20 protein-coding genes and 1 riboswitch are annotated in these 15,477 nt (G+C 70.2%); of the genes, 6 read left to right on the forward strand and 14 right to left on the reverse strand.

Features of this window, described 5'->3' with window-relative positions; genetic code table 11:
- Positions 1-51: 51 nt before the first annotated feature.
- Positions 52-167: riboswitch (SAM riboswitch) on the reverse strand.
- A 68-nt stretch (positions 168-235) separates the two neighbouring features.
- Complete coding sequence (locus ACXJKD_RS03880; RefSeq protein WP_457253074.1) at positions 236-1,489, reverse strand: hypothetical protein; 1,254 nt, start codon at positions 1,487-1,489, stop codon at positions 236-238.
- Positions 1,462-1,755, reverse strand: a complete 294-nt coding sequence (locus ACXJKD_RS03885; RefSeq protein WP_457253075.1) for a hypothetical protein — start codon at positions 1,753-1,755, stop codon at positions 1,462-1,464. Before ACXJKD_RS03885 ends, ACXJKD_RS03880 begins: the two co-directional genes overlap by 28 nt.
- A gap of 111 nt (positions 1,756-1,866) precedes the next feature.
- Here ACXJKD_RS03885 and ACXJKD_RS03890 point away from each other — a divergent pair, with 111 nt between their 5' ends.
- Positions 1,867-2,304, forward strand: a complete 438-nt coding sequence (locus ACXJKD_RS03890) for a nitroreductase family deazaflavin-dependent oxidoreductase (RefSeq protein WP_457253076.1) — start codon at positions 1,867-1,869, stop codon at positions 2,302-2,304.
- A gap of 20 nt (positions 2,305-2,324) precedes the next feature.
- Here the strand turns inward: ACXJKD_RS03890 and ACXJKD_RS03895 are convergent, their stop codons facing one another.
- The 5 genes from ACXJKD_RS03895 to ACXJKD_RS03915 form a co-directional block, all read right to left on the reverse strand.
- The gene (locus ACXJKD_RS03895; RefSeq protein WP_457253077.1) at positions 2,325-2,756 is read right to left on the reverse strand and encodes a hypothetical protein; all 432 of its coding nucleotides are present in this window, start codon (positions 2,754-2,756) and stop codon (positions 2,325-2,327) included.
- Positions 2,749-3,114, reverse strand: a complete 366-nt coding sequence (locus ACXJKD_RS03900; RefSeq protein WP_457253078.1) for a hypothetical protein — start codon at positions 3,112-3,114, stop codon at positions 2,749-2,751. Before ACXJKD_RS03900 ends, ACXJKD_RS03895 begins: the two co-directional genes overlap by 8 nt.
- Positions 3,115-3,179: 65 nt before the next feature.
- Positions 3,180-3,341, reverse strand: a complete 162-nt coding sequence (locus tag ACXJKD_RS03905) for a hypothetical protein (protein WP_457253079.1) — start codon at positions 3,339-3,341, stop codon at positions 3,180-3,182.
- Between the two features lie 68 nt (positions 3,342-3,409).
- A complete protein-coding gene (locus ACXJKD_RS03910; protein WP_457253080.1) occupies positions 3,410-4,999 on the reverse strand; it encodes a hypothetical protein in 1,590 nt (529 codons plus the stop codon).
- 167 nt (positions 5,000-5,166) lie between these two features.
- Positions 5,167-7,398 (reverse strand): MMPL family transporter, encoded by a 2,232-nt coding sequence (locus tag ACXJKD_RS03915; RefSeq protein ID WP_457253082.1) that lies wholly within the window; start codon positions 7,396-7,398, stop codon positions 5,167-5,169.
- Between the two features lie 271 nt (positions 7,399-7,669).
- Between ACXJKD_RS03915 and ACXJKD_RS03920 the strand changes: the two genes are divergently transcribed.
- The gene (locus tag ACXJKD_RS03920; protein WP_457253084.1) at positions 7,670-8,485 is read left to right on the forward strand and encodes a TetR/AcrR family transcriptional regulator; all 816 of its coding nucleotides are present in this window, start codon (positions 7,670-7,672) and stop codon (positions 8,483-8,485) included.
- 32 nt (positions 8,486-8,517) lie between these two features.
- Here ACXJKD_RS03920 and ACXJKD_RS03925 read toward each other — a convergent pair whose 3' ends face one another.
- Both ACXJKD_RS03925 and ACXJKD_RS03930 read right to left on the reverse strand, forming a co-directional pair.
- A complete protein-coding gene (locus ACXJKD_RS03925; protein WP_457253086.1) occupies positions 8,518-8,721 on the reverse strand; it encodes a DUF4177 domain-containing protein in 204 nt (67 codons plus the stop codon).
- 67 nt (positions 8,722-8,788) lie between these two features.
- Positions 8,789-9,217, reverse strand: a complete 429-nt coding sequence (locus ACXJKD_RS03930) for a hypothetical protein (RefSeq protein WP_457253087.1) — start codon at positions 9,215-9,217, stop codon at positions 8,789-8,791.
- Positions 9,218-9,432: 215 nt separating this feature from the next.
- Here ACXJKD_RS03930 and ACXJKD_RS03935 point away from each other — a divergent pair, with 215 nt between their 5' ends.
- Positions 9,433-9,732 carry a hypothetical protein gene (locus tag ACXJKD_RS03935; RefSeq protein WP_457253089.1) on the forward strand — a complete coding sequence of 100 codons (300 nt, stop codon included), beginning with the start codon at positions 9,433-9,435 and terminating at the stop codon, positions 9,730-9,732.
- Between the two features lie 150 nt (positions 9,733-9,882).
- The gene (locus tag ACXJKD_RS03940; RefSeq protein WP_457253091.1) at positions 9,883-10,107 is read left to right on the forward strand and encodes a hypothetical protein; all 225 of its coding nucleotides are present in this window, start codon (positions 9,883-9,885) and stop codon (positions 10,105-10,107) included.
- 71 nt (positions 10,108-10,178) lie between these two features.
- Here ACXJKD_RS03940 and ACXJKD_RS03945 read toward each other — a convergent pair whose 3' ends face one another.
- From ACXJKD_RS03945 to ACXJKD_RS03965, 5 genes are all read right to left on the reverse strand, one after another.
- Complete coding sequence (locus tag ACXJKD_RS03945) at positions 10,179-10,634, reverse strand: hypothetical protein (protein ID WP_457253093.1); 456 nt, start codon at positions 10,632-10,634, stop codon at positions 10,179-10,181.
- Positions 10,635-11,050: 416 nt separating this feature from the next.
- Positions 11,051-11,662: a DUF6318 family protein gene (locus ACXJKD_RS03950; RefSeq protein WP_457253095.1), complete on the reverse strand. Its 612-nt coding sequence runs from the start codon at positions 11,660-11,662 to the stop codon at positions 11,051-11,053.
- A 115-nt stretch (positions 11,663-11,777) separates the two neighbouring features.
- Positions 11,778-12,233 carry a hypothetical protein gene (locus ACXJKD_RS03955; protein ID WP_457253097.1) on the reverse strand — a complete coding sequence of 152 codons (456 nt, stop codon included), beginning with the start codon at positions 12,231-12,233 and terminating at the stop codon, positions 11,778-11,780.
- A 422-nt stretch (positions 12,234-12,655) separates the two neighbouring features.
- Positions 12,656-13,270, reverse strand: a complete 615-nt coding sequence (locus ACXJKD_RS03960; RefSeq protein ID WP_457253099.1) for a DUF6318 family protein — start codon at positions 13,268-13,270, stop codon at positions 12,656-12,658.
- A gap of 106 nt (positions 13,271-13,376) precedes the next feature.
- Positions 13,377-13,937 (reverse strand): hypothetical protein, encoded by a 561-nt coding sequence (locus ACXJKD_RS03965; RefSeq protein WP_457253100.1) that lies wholly within the window; start codon positions 13,935-13,937, stop codon positions 13,377-13,379.
- 173 nt (positions 13,938-14,110) lie between these two features.
- On the opposite strand from ACXJKD_RS03965, the gene ACXJKD_RS03970 reads away from it, so the two are divergent.
- Positions 14,111-14,443, forward strand: coding sequence for a TfoX/Sxy family protein (locus ACXJKD_RS03970; RefSeq protein WP_457253102.1), 333 nt, complete (start codon positions 14,111-14,113; stop codon positions 14,441-14,443).
- Between the two features lie 16 nt (positions 14,444-14,459).
- Complete coding sequence (locus ACXJKD_RS03975; protein WP_457253104.1) at positions 14,460-15,470, forward strand: hypothetical protein; 1,011 nt, start codon at positions 14,460-14,462, stop codon at positions 15,468-15,470.
- Positions 15,471-15,477 lie beyond the last annotated feature (7 nt).

Below are 15,477 nucleotides of genomic sequence, written 5' to 3' on the forward strand. Positions count from 1 at the left end.
CGGAGGGTGCACCGGCGACACCGCCGGAGACGGTGCGGGACACGTGGTGGTCTCCCGCGCTTGCGGCCGGCAACCGGTGCCGTCCGCCAGGTCTTCACCCGGGGCACCCCACCGCGGAGGAGGGTTGCCGGCCAGCGAGCCGGGGCTTGTCGCTGACACTCATGACCTACTCGGAGGGTACGCCGCGGCGGTGAGCGCCCGGCATACCCATCTCTCATCGCGGACGAGGTGGGACTCACCGGCCAGGGGTGCCGGAGCGCGCGTCACGCAGCCGCTTGGCCTCGCTCTCCTCTCGGTCGATGAGGTGGTCGCGCAGCACCCCTGCCGCCCGACCACCGGAGGACGCCGCCTCGGCACTCAAACCGGTCACCAGCATGGTGCGGGAGCGCGCCGGGTCGCGGGTGGCGAGCGCGAGGTCGTCGAACCACTTGACCCGGGCTGCGTGCTTGGCGCGCCCGACCACCTGCTCGGTGAGCCAGTGGGCGGTGGCCGCGGGAGAGCCCGCCCGGGAGAGGGCACGGGTCGGCCGGAACGGGCGCAGCGGGCGCTTGACCTCGGTGCGGCCCAGCTGTCGGAGCTCCGCGGCGGTCGCGAGCCGCAACCGCTCGCCGACGTCGTAGCGCAGCAGCCGGCGCTCGGTGCGGGTGGCGGCGGCCCGGGCTGCGGGGTTGGTCGCGAGCGCACCCCGCTTGAGGACGGTGGACGCCCGCCCGGTGGCCATCGCGCCCGCGGAGAGGCCGATCGACGTCCAGTCGCCGTCACCGTAGGCGACCTTCACCGACGCGTCGGCGAGCAGCTTGGTCGCGCCGGCGACCCCGGCGACCACGCCGAACGCCTTGGTGGGAGGGGTGGGCAGGAGCGCGATCGACCCGGCCACGTCTTCGACCCCACCGGCTGCCCGGCTGAGGCCGGTCAGGGTGTCGTAGGCGCGCGAGTCGGCAAGACCGTCCTCGACGAGCCGGTGGAGCACCGCGGCGCACTGGCGGTCGGCCTCGAGGAACTGGCGCCAGGCCGCGGCGTGCCGGCGTTCGGCGTCCTGCGCCCGCTCCAGCTCGGCGACCTCCCGGCAGTGCAGCGCCACGGCGGTGGCGCGCGGTGCGGGGTCGGCGGACTGCTCGGCCTCGACCCGGGCGGTGCCGAGCGCCACCGCCCGCGGGTAGGCGATCGTGTGCTCGGTCACGGCTGCGCCGACCACCTGCTGGGCGTGTTCGAGCGCGGCAGCCAACGGACGGAGGGCGGCAGCGGAGACGCCGTGGCGGCGTCCCACCGAGACCAGCAGGGAGGCGGCGGCCTGTGCGCGCGCGGCGAAGGCCTCTCCGGCCGGGCTCTCCCAGGCGACGTCGGGACCGGCCAGCCCGCGCAGGACCTCGGCGCGGGTCAGGAGCAGCTCGCTCTGCACCTGCAGCCGGTCGGCCAGCGCCCGCACGGTCGCAGGATCGCCGTTCAGCGGCCGCAGGACGGTCATCGGGGAGCGGCCGGCTCGAGCCACCCGCCGACCTCGAGGTCCACCACGGCGTAGAGCCGTCCGGCGTTGGTCACGCGGCCGGCCAGGTCGTCCAGCTCGCGACCGAGCAGCTGCCGCTGGTGCTCGAAGTCCCCGAGCACCGACGCGAGCGCCCCCGCGGTGTCGCCGGGACCGAGCGCCCAGGCCTGCTCGGCGGCGCTGGTCGCCTGCCACTGCAGGTCTGCGGCGACCTCGGTGAGGGAGCGGCCGAACGCGACGAGGATCTCGGGGTCCACCTCGATGCTGGTCATCCACCGAGGGTAGGCGGGCGTCGAGAGCCGCCCGCCAAGTTGTCCACAGGCCACTCGGCCACCCTGAGGGGCGGTCGCGCGGGCGTCAGGGAGGCATGTTGGGATGGGCCCATGACCATCACCGGCGACTACGCAGCCAGCCCCACCAAGTGGGTCCGCACCCAGGTCGAGAAGATCGAGGCGGCGGGCACCACCCGGGCCGTCGACATCCAGGGGCGCCCGGTGGTGCTGCTCACGATGGTGGGCGTCTCCGGCAAGGTCCGCAAGGTGCCGCTCATGCGGGTCGAGCACGACGGCGTGTATGCCGCGGTGGCCAGCCAGGGCGGCGCTCCCGAGCACCCGAAGTGGTACGCCAACGTCCGCAAGAACCCGGTGCTCGACCTCCAGGACGACGACCGCACCTGGACCGTGCGCGCGCGTGAGCTCGAGGGCGCCGAGCGGGACGAGTGGTGGCCGCGGTGCGTCGAGGCGTTCCCGCCCTACGCCGACTACCAGGTCAAGACCGACCGGCTCATCCCGGTGTTCGTGCTGGAGCCGGTCGAGGCCTAGTGGGCTGCTACACCGTGCTGCTACACCGTGCTGCGGGATCGCGCGGTGTGCCGCAGCCAGAGCAGCCCGAGCACCGGTAGGACGAGCGGCACGAACCCGTAGCCCGAGCCGAAGTGCGACCACACCGTCTTGTCGGGGAAGGCGTCCCTGTCGAGGTAGGACGCCAGCCCCACCACCAGCACGCCGACCAGCTCGACGCTGATGGCGACCAGCGCCACCCGGCGTGAGGTGCGGTCTCCCCGGGCGAGCGCCACCGTCGCCACGACGTAGATGACCGCGGCCAGCGCCGACAAGAGGTAGGCCAGTGGTGCGCGGGAGAAGTACTCGGTGATCTGCAGCACCGACCGGCCGGTGGCCGCGAGGGCGAGGAGGCCGTAGACGGCCACCAGCACCACCCCTGGCCCAGAGCGGGTGGGGCGAGGGGTCTGTGCCTCGGTCTGCTGGTCAGCCACCGAGGTTCCAGATCTGCTGGAGCCGCGCGGTCATCACGGCGACCGCGAAGGCCCCGACGGCAACGACCCCCATGGCCCAGCGGGTCTTCTCCTTGAGCGCGAGGAAGACCGCCGCTGGAGGCACGAAGGGCAGCGTGATCGCGTAGGCCGCGAAGGTCGCCTGTTCCGCACTGTCGCCGGGGACGCTCCCGAGGTGCGCCAGGGCGACCACGAGCTGGACGACGAGTCCGAGCTCGACCACCGCGGCCACGAGCAGGAGGCGGTCGTCGACGAGACGCCGGCGCGCGGCATACCCGGCGGCGACGGCGAGGAGCACGACGGATGCCACGAGCAGCACGACGGTCAACGGGTAGAGCACGGCGGGAAGCCTACGCGAGGACGGTGCTGCACCAACGCAAGGCACCCACCGGCTGAGTGGCGCGATCAGGCCGAGGCGGTCGAGGTGCTCGCCGGCGCCAGCAGCAGGTAGGCCTGGGCAGCAAGGAGCACCACGATCGCCACCCGCTGGCCCGGATCCAGCTCGACGCCGTAGCGGACCCGGTCGAGGACGACGAGCCCGACCTGCAACATGACGATCCACCCCATGGTGACCAGGGCCAGCTCGGCGTACTGCAGCGATTCTGACTACGTGGTCTCCACCGGTGGCACGAGCGCTAGCCGTCGCTCGGAGCGCCCTGGCCGTTCCCGTTGCCGGCACCGGTGCCCGGGGCCGTGCTGGTGCCCGACTTCTTGCCCTGGGTGGTCGAGGTCTCCTGGCTCGGCGTCGCCTGGGAGGTGGGCTCCCCCTTGGTCGCAGGCGCAGGCTTCGTGGGGCTGACTGGTGTCCCTTGTGCCGTGTGGGTGCTGCCGGTCGAGGCCTTCGTGGTGGTCTTGCTGGCGGGCTCGCGGGTGCCCCGGTCGGTGGGCTTGCCCGTGCCCTTGTCGGTGGGCTTCCCCGTGCCGGGTTGGGCCGGCTTGGTGCCGTCGGAGGTCGTCGGGGCGCCGTGCGAGGGCTTCTCGGCGAGTGCCGTCGCGCAGTAGGCCTGGACGTTCTCCGGCCCACCGGCCGCCGAGGACAGGTTCCGGAACGCCACCGAGTGCTCGCGGGCGGTGCCCTTGGCCTTGTCAGTGGACCAGGCCCGACAGAGCCCAGCGGCCGCGCTGCTCGTGGCAGAGGGGCCGACCCCGGCGGTGGGCGACGTCACCGGCTGGCGGCCGGTGGAGGAGCCCCCGCCGCGCGCGCCGGGGGCGGGCGCGCCGACGGCGTCGTGCATGGCCTGCTGCACCGGGGTCGGGAGGACACCGACGTAGGCCGCGGCAGTGAACCCACCGATGGACGCAAGGGACAACGACAACGCGGTCACGGTCAGGGCGGCCGTGCGCGACCGGCCTGCGACGCCCGCGCCGCGGGCTCCCGTGCGGGCCCGGGTGTCGACGGTGCTGGGCGCCCACCGACCGCCGGAGGCGGTCCCCTGGGTGCTGCGGGGTGCGCTGCGCGCTCCGGTCCGGGAGTCGATTAGGACGAGGCCTGCGGTCCCAGGGCGGGCGGACCGTTGGCGCGCAGCGGCTCGGCGACTGCTGGTCCCCACGGCGAGGACCTTGACCTTGTCCGCGTTCGTGCGGGAGAGGACCTTGCGGAACGCGCCGACGGCGACGCTCTCGTCGGCGAGCTCGGCGCGCGACGGCGGAGCAGCCAGCGACCAGGACACCAGCTCGGCCCCGGCGCCCAGGCGCTCGAGCGCCCTCGCCTCGGCCCGCTCGACGTCGTCCTCGTCGACACCGACGACGCTCGCCACGGCGCTCGGAGGAAGCCCGGCGCCGAGCCGCAGCACCACGACCTCGCCCTGTCCGAGCGGCAGGTCGCGCAGCGCAGTGAGGGTGTCGGAGATCCCGCGGTGGGTGGGGTCCACGGCGTCCTCTGGTTCGAGGACCTCTTCCAGGTCGATGTCGCCGTCCCCCTCCACCAGGAAGCCTTCGTAGCCGGTCGCCGAGCCCCAGGTGCGCCGCAGAGTGCCCTCCTCGGCACGCTGGCGGGCACAGGCCAGCACCCAGACGCGCCAGTCGGTCTCGTCCCCGGTGAAGCCGGGGAGCGCTCGCACGACCGTGACCCAGCCTTCGCAGGCCTCGTCGTACGGGTCGTCGTGCCCGACCACCCTCAGGTAACGGACCATGGCCGGGTTGGCATCACGCCACAGCCGGACGAAGGCGTCTTCTTCGCCGGCTTGGGCGGCGCGCATGGTTCGCGCGAAGTCGGTACCCAGCACCCTCCCAGTATCGAGGCGAACGGCTCCCGTCCCCCTCATACTTTCGGACCGAGTCGAAACTCCATCATTCACTGGATTTCGTGCTCAACGACCAGCCGCGCGGCCGACCTGGTGGTCGGTCGCGCGGCTGGGGTTCCCCGACGGTTGCCGGGCTGGTGAGCGGCTCGTCAGGGTGCGGGTGCGAGCTCGGGGGTCGGCAGCACGCGGACGGGTGCCGCGACCGGCTCCTCCCGGTGCCCGTGGCGGTCCCACCAGCGGGCCAGCGGCCCGGGGGCGTACCAGTTGGCCCGACCCAGCAGCCGCATCGTCGCGGGGACGAGCAGCGCCCGCACCACGGTGGCATCGAGCAGGACGGCGATCAGCATGCCGACCCCGATCATCTTGATGAAGATGATCCCGCTCGTCGCGAACCCGCCGATGACGACGGCCAGCAGCAGGGCGGCGCTCGTGATGATCCGGCCCGAGCGCTGCACCCCTGCCGCGACGGCCCGGGTGTTGTCGCCGGTGCGGTCCCACTCCTCCCGGACCCGGCTCAGCAGGAACACCTCGTAGTCCATCGACAGCCCGAACAAGATCGCCAGCATGAGGATCGGCTGTGTCACGTCGAGGTAGCCGGGCGACGTGAAGCCGAGCAGGCCGGAGAGGTGCCCCTCCTGGAAGATCCAGGTGACGACCCCGAACGACGCAGCGATCGACACCGCGTTCATCACGATCGCCTTGAGCGGCAACACGATCGACCCGAAGGCGACGAAGAGCAGGACGAGCATGACCAGCGCCACGGTCAGGGCCATCCACGGGAGGCGGTTGCCGATCGAGTCGATCAGGTCGACGGCGTCGGCCGTGGGCCCGCCCACCAGCGCGGTGCTGCCCGGTGGGGTCTCGACGGCCCGGATGCCGTGGACGACGTCCTGGCTGGCGGAGGTCTGGGAGTTCCCCTTCCAGGTCGCCTGCACGAGGGTGAGCGGCGCGCCGTCGACGGCCTTGCTGGCCACCGCCTGCGCCCGGGTGACGCCGTCGACGCCCTGCAGCTGGGTGACGTAGGCCGCCGTGGCCGCCTGGTCCGCCCCGCGCAGCATGATCGACGCGGTCGAGGTCTCGCCACCGAACAGCTCCGCCTGGAGGTCGGCGGCCTGGCGGCTGGGCGAGCTCACCGGCAGCACGCGTTCGTCCACGCTCCCCCACGTCGCCCCGAGGAACGGGCTGCCGAGGGCGAGGAGACCGATGACGATGACAACGAGGTAGGCGACGGGGCGCCGCATGACGCTGTGCGCGACCCGCGCCCAGGCACCGTGCACGACCTCGTGGTCGGCCCCGTGCAGCTCATCCGGGGTGCGGGAATCGGCGAGCCGGGCCCGCGAGCCGCGGCGCCACGGCATACGACCGAACTCGATGCGCGGACCGAGCACGCCCAGCAGCGCCGGGAGCACGGTCAGGGCCGCGACCATCGCCACGAGCACCGCAGCCATGCCGCCGTAGCCCATCGAGCGCAGGAAGTTCTGGGGGAAGAGCAGCAGGGAGGCCAGCGATGCGGCCACGATCAGCCCCGAGAACAGCACGGTGCGGCCGGCCGTGGTCATGGTGCGGACCACTGCGGAGCGCACACTCTCCCGCGAGGTGTCCGGCGCGAGCGCGAGCTCCTCCCGGAACCTGCTGACGACGAAGAGCGCGTAGTCGATCGCCAGTCCCATGCCGAGCAGGGTGATGACGTTGATCGAGAAGATCGACACGTCGGTGACCCCGGTGATCAACCGCACGACGGCGAAGGCACCCATCACGGCGATGCCGCCGACGAGGGTGGGCATCAGGGCCGAGACCAGGCTGCCGAAGATGAGCAGGCTGAGGAGGAACACGATCGGCAGCGAGATCGACTCGGCACGGGCGATGTCCTCGGACACCTGCGTGTTGACGTCGCCGAACACGGCCCACCGACCGCCGACGCTCGTGCTGAGGCCGGGGGCCGACAGGTCGTCCTTGACGGCGTCCCAGTCGTCGCTCTTCTCGTCCTGGGTGGCGCCGGCCAACGTGATGACCACGCGGGTGGCGTGACCGTCGGTGCTGACCAGCCCGGGCGACTGGGTGGCGTACCAGGTGACCGTGCCCGCGACGTCGCTCGCGGGCAGCGCGGCGAGCGTGTCGGTCACGGCCTTCTCGAAGGCGGCGTCCTGCACCTTCATCGTCGGGCTGGAGTAGACGACCACGAGGTCGGTCTCGCGGCCCGGGAAGGTCGCCTGCTCGAGGGCGAGCTCCTTGGCCGAGTCGGTGGCCGGGTCGTCGAACCCGCCGTTGGAGAGGCTGCCGAACACCCCGATCCCGTATGCCGCGGCGACCAGCACCACGGCCAGGCCACCGAGGAGGACGGCCCAGGACCGTCGGGCGACGAACTGACCCCACGTCTTCATGCGAACCACACCTTCATCTGAACCACGTCCTTGCTACCCCACATCACGAATGTTTACGCCAGTAACAGTGATGGGTGTAAACTAACTTGTCAAGGGTTCAGCCAAGGGTTCGTGGTTAACTCTTCGTGACATCGATCCGAGCCCTTCGAGTCCGAGCCCACGAGCCCGAGCCCACGAGCCCTTCGAGGCCTACAAGGCCTACAAGGCCCACGAGCCCGAGCCCACGAGTCCTTCGAGGCCTACAAGGCCCACAAGCAGGAGCAGAGTGCACATGACGGCGGTTCCGACGCGGCGCGAGCGACAGCGGCAGGCGACCTTCGACGAGATCGTCGACGTGTCGCGCCGGCTGCTGCGCACCGGCGAGGACGTCTCGATCCGGGCGGTGGCCCAGGAGATGGGACTCACTCCCCCGGCGCTCTACCGGTATGTCGACAGCCACGCGGAGCTGCTCACCCTCGTGGCGCGGTCGATCTTCGAGGACGTGGTCGCCGCGATGACGGTGGCTCGTGACGACCAGGCGGCGGACGACCCGTCGGCGCAGGTCGTCGCGGCCTCGGCGGCGTTCCGGGCGTGGGCCCTGCGCAACCGCACCGAGTTCCAGATGGTCTTCGCGTCGGGCGAGCTGATGCAGTCGGACGAGGCAGCTCGCGCCAAGAAGACCGCGCTGATGACCTCACTCGCCGACTGCCTGCCCGACGACTCGGGCGTGCACCTGTTCGCGGCGTTCTTCAGCGAGATCTTCGGGCGGCTGTGGGTGAAGTACCAGTTCGCCGTCCCGACCGACGACGAGCTCGACCCTGCACTGCTGGAGATCCTGCGCAGCGAGATCAAGCCGGACGAGGTCACCGACGGCCTTGGATCGCCCACCCCGGGGATGGTCTGGATGTTCGAACGCGCGTGGGCCCGGCTCTACGGCACCGTGACGCTCGAGGTGTTCGGGCACGTGCACCCCGCGATGATCACCACCGGCGCGCTCTTCACCGCGACCATCCTCGACATCGGCGCGGACCTCAACATCAGCGACGAGTGGCCGCGGCTGCAGGCCGTGGCGAGGGCCGAGGCGGAGCGCATCCCCGCCTCTTCCTGACGGTCCGAAAACGTTCAGGCGGGAACACTCGCTCAGGCGGGTCGCTGCCGCTCGAAGGTCACGAGCACGCCCTCGGTGCCTCCCGGACCGATCCGGCCCTTCACCTCGACGGCCGTCACGGACTTCGCCTGCCAGCCCTTCTCAGCCCATTCGTTGAGGACCTTCTCCAGCTTGTCCGCCGACATCTTGCCGCCGATCAGGCCTTCGCGGACCTGGACCACCTTGTACTCGTACATGGCCGCAGCCTAGAGCCCGCCGTCGCCATCCGGGCCTGGTCTGCAACGCCGGGTGGACGCCCTTCAGTCAGCTGGCCCGGGTGAGTGGCTCGGGGAGCGCCTCGACGCCGTCGGGTGACGCGAGGTAGAAGCCGAGGAGCCGCACCCCGTGTCGCCGACACGCCTCCACGGTCTCCTGGTGCCAGGCGCGGTCGTTGTCGGTGGGCATCAGCCCACGCCGGCGGCCGCGCCCGACCAGCACCGCACCATGGTCCGCACCGATCATCGGCAGCAGGAGGTCAAGGACGGAGCGCAGGTCGGTGGCCGGCGCGTCGGACGGCAGGTCGGACAGCACGATCGGCTGCACCCCGCGGTCGGCCTCGTCGCACAGCATCAGCGCCAAGGCGCCCCCGCGGCGTTGGTCGAGATCGAGGATCAGGTCGATGACGTTGCTCTGGATGACGTTGTCAGTCAACGGAATCGAGCGCGCGTCGGGCGGAAGGTCGTGGTAGCTCATAGTCCGATGCTGCCGCACCCGACGCCCACGTCCGGAAGTTATCCCCAGCCGGACTGGAGGATGCGGCGCAGGCGAAAGACGCCGTGCGTCTTGACGTAGCCCACCTGTGATCCAGTCGTGGGGGCGGGCAAGCGGAGCCGCGTCTAGTGAAGGTGCACCCTTACGTCCTGCCGCGACTCGTGCCGCCGTCGGTCGTCCGCGCTAGCGTGCCAAGCGTGACCCTCGACGAGATCGACGAGTACGCCACGTCGCTGGCGGGATGCAAGCGCAAGGGCCATCCCGGACGGGTCGCGTGGTACGTCGACGACCGTCTGGTGGTCCGGCAGGACGAGCCGGGGACCGTGCTCGTGAGGGTGGGCTTCGAGGACCGCGAGAAGCTGTTGGATGACCACCCCGACACGTTCGGCTTGCCGCCGCGGTGGGAGAAGCACATGAAGGTGCAGGCCGACCTCGACGGCGATGCCGACGCGATCCGCACCGCGATCCGTCTCGCGTGGGCTATGCAAAAGCGCTGATCAGCCTGCTTTCGTCGTGGGCAGGTGGCCTGTTCAGCCGACCACGATCCCACCGGTTCACCCTGTTCGGTCAGCTTCACCTCAGACGAACGGAGGGGGTGCTCGCCATTGCGAGGCTGATCGCCGGGACCCGCTCATAGCGTGCTCTTCGTGGACAGCCCCCTCATCACCCCCGACCGCACCCACGGTGCGCAGCTCGCCAGATGCGTCTGCGGAACCTCCCTCGACGAGGGCGTGCACCGCACCTGCACCGGTGACGCGGCGGTCCAGCACAGCGCCCGCGTGGAGGACAACGCCAACCTGCTCCTCAACCGGTTGCGCGCCATCGTGCTCATGGGCACCCTCGACGGCGAGCTCCGCCCGCTGTCCGTCTGACCCGGACCGGACACTCACCCGGTTCGCTCGAGGCCTCCTGCGTTGGTTGCTCTGTGGGTCTGCACTGGGGCTCAGTGCGCCACCAGGCGGGCGTGCGCGGTTTTGACGGTGAGGGTTTCGGCGGCGCCCCGGATGGTCACGTCTCCCGGGATGTCGATCCACGGGCCGCCGTTGACGCGGAACTGGCCGGAGTAGGTGACGTCCGCCCGGATCGTGAAGTCGCCGGCGCGGGGGTAGCTCTTGGTGATGTCACCCTCCGGGTAGGGACCACCGAGCGAAGTCGTCCCACCGCTCGAGGAACCGTCGCCGTAGTCGTAGGTGATGCTCTTGACCCTCGGCCGGATCTCGACCCGGAACCCGGCCATTCGCGCGGGGTCGACCCGGTCGATCTCCCCCGGCTGGTACCCGCTCTGCGGCCAGCTGGTCTGGAAGTACGTGGGCAACCTGACCAGGGTGAGGTTGCCGCGAGGTTCCACGTCGAGGGTGGGCTTGGCGAAGTCCGTGTCGTGGAAGGCGGCCAGCACCATGGCCATCGTCACCCGCGGTCGAGCCGGACCCGGCGCATCCTCCGGGAAACACGTGATCCCGTACTGAACCCACGGACCAGTCAGCGATCCGGCGGCGTTCACCGTTCGCCGGAACAACCGCACACTCGGCCCAAGCCCCTGCTCGGGGGTGTTCCCGGCGCACGCCAACGCCGCATCTCGGCAGAGGTCATCAGGGTTGGCCGATTCCGGACTGTTGTTGCCGCAGTTCGCCGCCGATGCGTACTCGAATCGCGGACCCGCCTTCGTCGCGGCCGCATCATCCCGAATCTGCTTCAACTCCTTGCGCTCCCTGAAAGTGAGACGCGTCCCTCCCGGCAGTGTCGATCCCCCCATTTCGGCCATCGCTGACGATGTGCCAAGCAGGCAGATGACGACACAGGTGGCCAGGCTGCCCACTACCCGATGTCGTACATGCGCCAAGACGTCTCCTCCCAGATCACTCCAGCGGTGCGGGCCAAAGACTTTTTCGGATCGGTCAGAACCACCCTGCCGGTGGAGTCAACGACCTCGACCTTGTGCTGAATCATGAATAGACGCACGTACTGCTGCCCCGTGGGTGCGCCCCCGAATGCGGCGACTCGTGTCACGGTGACTGGATCACTCACGTAGTGCTGGCCATCGCGGACCAGTTCGGCAGCGGTCTTCTGGATCTCTTTGCAGGAGAGGCAGCCCGAGTCGCTCAGCGCAGGAAGCAGCGTGGCATTCGGCTCGACCCAGGTCCTGTTCGCTTGTTCCATGTAGAACCGCACGAAGGCTTCGGCTCCGGCTTTGGTGTGGGCTCTTGCTGCGGCGGGGATCTGTACCGCTGCAGAGGTCGTGATGGTGGATGTCGTCGTGGTGATGGGCGGGGACGAGCTGGGCAACGCGGTTGGCGTCCCGCCCGTCACCGCCGTGCCGGTGCCGGTCGCCGGGGGGTCGTCGGCCCCGCCGGTGCAACCAGTCAGCGCACCCACCCCGCACGCGACAAGCAGGCTGAGCGCGGCGGCATACCCGTGCTTGGAACTCACTCGTGGACTCCCCCTTCGGCCACTCAGTCAACTCGAACGAACGTCAGTGTAGGCAAACCCGCACATCCGAAACGCTCGCTGTCCACACCCCCGCACGCCCGAGCCCCGAACAGGCTCAGTGCGTCACCAGGCGGGCGTGGGCCGTTTTGACGGTGAGGGTCTCGGCGGGGCCCCGGATGGTCACGTCTCCCGGGATGTCGATCCACGGGCCGCCGTTGACGCGGAACTGGCCGGAGTAGGTGACGTCCGCCCGGATCGTGAAGTCGCCGGCGCGGGGGTAGCTCTTGGTGATGTCGCCCTCCGGGTAGGGACCGCCGAGCGAGGTGGTCGCGCCGCTCGAGGAGCCGTCGCCGTAGTCGTAGGTGATGCTCTTGACCTCCGGCCGGATCTCGACCCGGAACCCGGCCATTCGCGCGGGGTCGACCTGGTCGATCTCCCCCGGCTGGTACCCGCTCCGCGGCCAGCTGGTCTGGAAGTACGTGGGCAACCTGACCAGGGTGAGGTTGCCGCGAGGTTCCACGTCGAGGGTGGGCTTGGCGAAGTCCGTGTCGTGGAACGCGGCCAGCACCATGGCTATCGTCACCCTCGGCCGAGCAGGGCCCGGCGCATCCTCCGGGAAACACGTGATCCCGTACTGAAGCCAGGGACCGGTCGGTGATCCGGCGGCGTTCACCGTTCGCCGGAACAACCGCACACTCGGCCCAAGCCCCTGCTGCGGCGAATTGCCGATGCAGTACTGGACTGCCGTGGTGCATAGGTCGTCGGGATTCACGGAGTCAGGTCGGTTGGATCCGCAGTTGGCGACTGATGCATAGGCGAAATGCTGAGCCTTTCCAGCTGCGACCCCAGCCTCGGCTTTGATTGCCTGCATTCCCGATCTGTCGAACAGGTTCATCTGAGCGCCGTCTTGCGTCGTGTTTCCCCACAGGGCTGAATCAGCCAGGGCCCCTCCCGCGCTGAGCTGTGTTGCGAGCCCGGCGATCAGGGCAGCCTCTACTGTGCGATGCCAAAGACGAGCCACTTGTCCCCCATCCATTTCAGCGATGTGGTCCGCGCGAGCTTGGCCTCGGGATCCGTTGAAACCTTCGTGCCGGAGGCATCAACAACGTCGGCAAGGTTTTGGACCAGTTGCAGGCGGACAAACTGTTGCCCGGCGGGGGCACCATCGATGGCTTTCACGCGCGACACGCTCACCGGTTCTGTCGCATAGTGGCGGCCTTTCGCCTTCAGCTCCGCCACCGCGCCCTGCAGCGCACCGCAGGACTTACAGGATGGATCGCTGAGAGCCGGCAGAATTGAGATGTCCGCCGTCATGCTCGCAACGTTCGATTGTTCAACGAAGAACCGCACGAAGGCTTCGGCACCGGCTTTGGTGTGGGCTCTGGCCGCCTCGGGGATCTGCACGGCGGCAGAGGTCGTGATGGTGGATGTCGTCGTGGTGGTGGGCGGGGACGAGTTGGGCGACGCGGTTGTCGTCGCGCCGGTCACCGCCGTGCCGTTGCCGGTCGCGGGTGGGTCGTCCGCCCCGCTGGTGCAACCAGTCAGCGCACCCACCCCGCACGCGACCAGCAGGCTGAGCGCGGCGGCATACCCCTGCTTGGAACTCACCCGCGGACTCCCCTTCGACCACTCAGTCCACAAAGCTCCGCGGGCGCCGTCCCTGCGACACCCATCATCGTTCCGATGACCAGCGTGGCAGTCCCGAAGGTTCTACTCAGCCCATGTCCCACAGAAGCCATCTGTCCCCCTGCCACATAGTCATGGCCGTCACGGCGATGGGTTTCCGTAGGTCAGTACTGACCACTTTGCCCGAGCGGTCAACAATGTCGACGCGCTGCTGAACGCCGATGATTCGAACCCGCCGACGCCCCTCCTTCGTCACCCCGCCGAATGCCGTGACCTTGGTGAAGAGCGCTGGAGCCTTGGCGTACCGATGGTGCTCCGCGACCAGCTCAGTTGCCTCCATCTCGAAGCCCTTGCACGACAGGCATCCCGAGTCGCCCAGGGGCGGCAGCAGCCCTGACTGCGGTCGTGTCCAAGCGACATTGACCTGCTCCAGGAAGAACCGCACGAAGGCTTCGGCGCCGGCTTCGGTGTGGGCCCTGGCCGCCTCGGGAATCTGTACCGCTGCGGTGGTCGCCGGCGTGGCTGACCTCGTGGTGGTGGGCGGGGACGAGCTCGACGACGCGGTTGTGGTCACGCCCGTCACCGCCGTGCCGTTGCCGGTCGCGGGTGGGTCGTCCGCCCCGCTGGTGCAACCAGTCAGCGCGCCCACCCCGCACGCGACCAGCAGGCTGAGCGCAACGGCATACCCCTGCTTGGAACTCACCCGCGGACTCCCCTTCGACCACTCAGTCAACTCGAACGCAGGTCAGTGTAGGCAAACCCGCGCATCCGAAGTCTCGCTGTCCACACCCCTGGACGCCCGAGCCCCGACACAATGACGGCATGGCGTATGACGAGCGGGTGGCACAGCGGATCCGGGACCTGGTGGTCGGCGACCTCGACGTGACCGAGAAGAAGATGTTCGGCGGGCTGGCCTTCCTGGTCAACGGCAACATGTCGGTGGCCGCGAGCAGCAAGGGCGGGCTGATGGTGCGGCTCGACGAGGACGAGGCGGAGCAGTTGCTCCAGCGCGAGTCGGTGCGCCCGTTCGAGATGCGCGGGAAGGCGATGAAGGGGTGGCTGCGGGTCGACGACCCCGGCTTCGAGGGCGACGACGACCTGCGCGAGTGGGTCGAGCGCAGCGTGGAGTACGCCCGCACCCTGCCGCACAAGTAGGCGAGGAGCTGGCGGGGTGCGCGACAGCGACGGGATCATGGTGGTCTCGGTGCCGGACGGCTCGGTGTGCCGTTGTGGCGAGCAGATGGGCGCCGGGGAGCGCGCTGGGTTCGATCCCGCGCGGGACGAGGTCATCTGCCTGCACTGCCTGGCCGACCGGCGTGCCGGCCGACCGCAGGTGCTCCAGCGACACCAGCCGAGTCCGGCAGCGGTCCCGGCCCACTACCCCGGCGTGTGGGTCCCTGGTCCGCCCTCTGCCCGCCCGTCCGGCACACCGGGCACCCTCACGACCGTGCTCATCGCCGCCATCCTGGTCGCACTGGTGGGCGGCGCTGTCGCGTTCCGTGCCGTGGGGCTGGTCCCCAGCACCGCGGCGAGGACGTACGACGACCCGACCGCCTACGTGTTCATGAACACGACCTCACGCGGGGCGCCTGTGACGTGGGACCCGTGCCTGACCATCGAGCTCGTCGTGAACAGCGCCGCGGCGCCCGAGGGGTCCGACACGCTCCTGGCCGAAGCCGTCGAGCGCGTCAACGCCGCGAGCGGCCTGCACCTGCACATCGCCGGTCCCACGACGCAGGTCCCCCGACCGGCGAAGAGCGCCCGCGACCTGACCAATGGCCTCCCGGGCAGCGCTCGCGCACCCGTGCTCATCGCCTGGACCACGCCGGACGTGGTGCCTGGTCTGAAGGGCTCCACCGTCGGCCTGGGCGGACCCGTGCACCGGCTCGCGAACAGCCTCGATCGGGACCGGTACGTCGGGGGTTCGGTCGACCTCGACGGGCCGCAGCTCGCCGAGATCCTGCGCCGTCCCAACGGCCACGCCCAGGCGCGGGCTGTCGTCATGCACGAGCTGGCGCACCTCGTCGGCCTGACCCACGTGGACAACCCCACCCAGGTGATGGTCGCCGCGAACGGCACAGCCACGGAGTTCGCTAGGGGCGACCTCGCGGGCCTGGCCGCGCTGGGCTCGGGTGGGTGCCCCTACGACCTCACACCCGACTCGCCCTCAACCAGCAGCTGAGCTGGCC

The sequence above is a fragment of the Pedococcus sp. P5_B7 genome, from assembly GCF_054049895.1.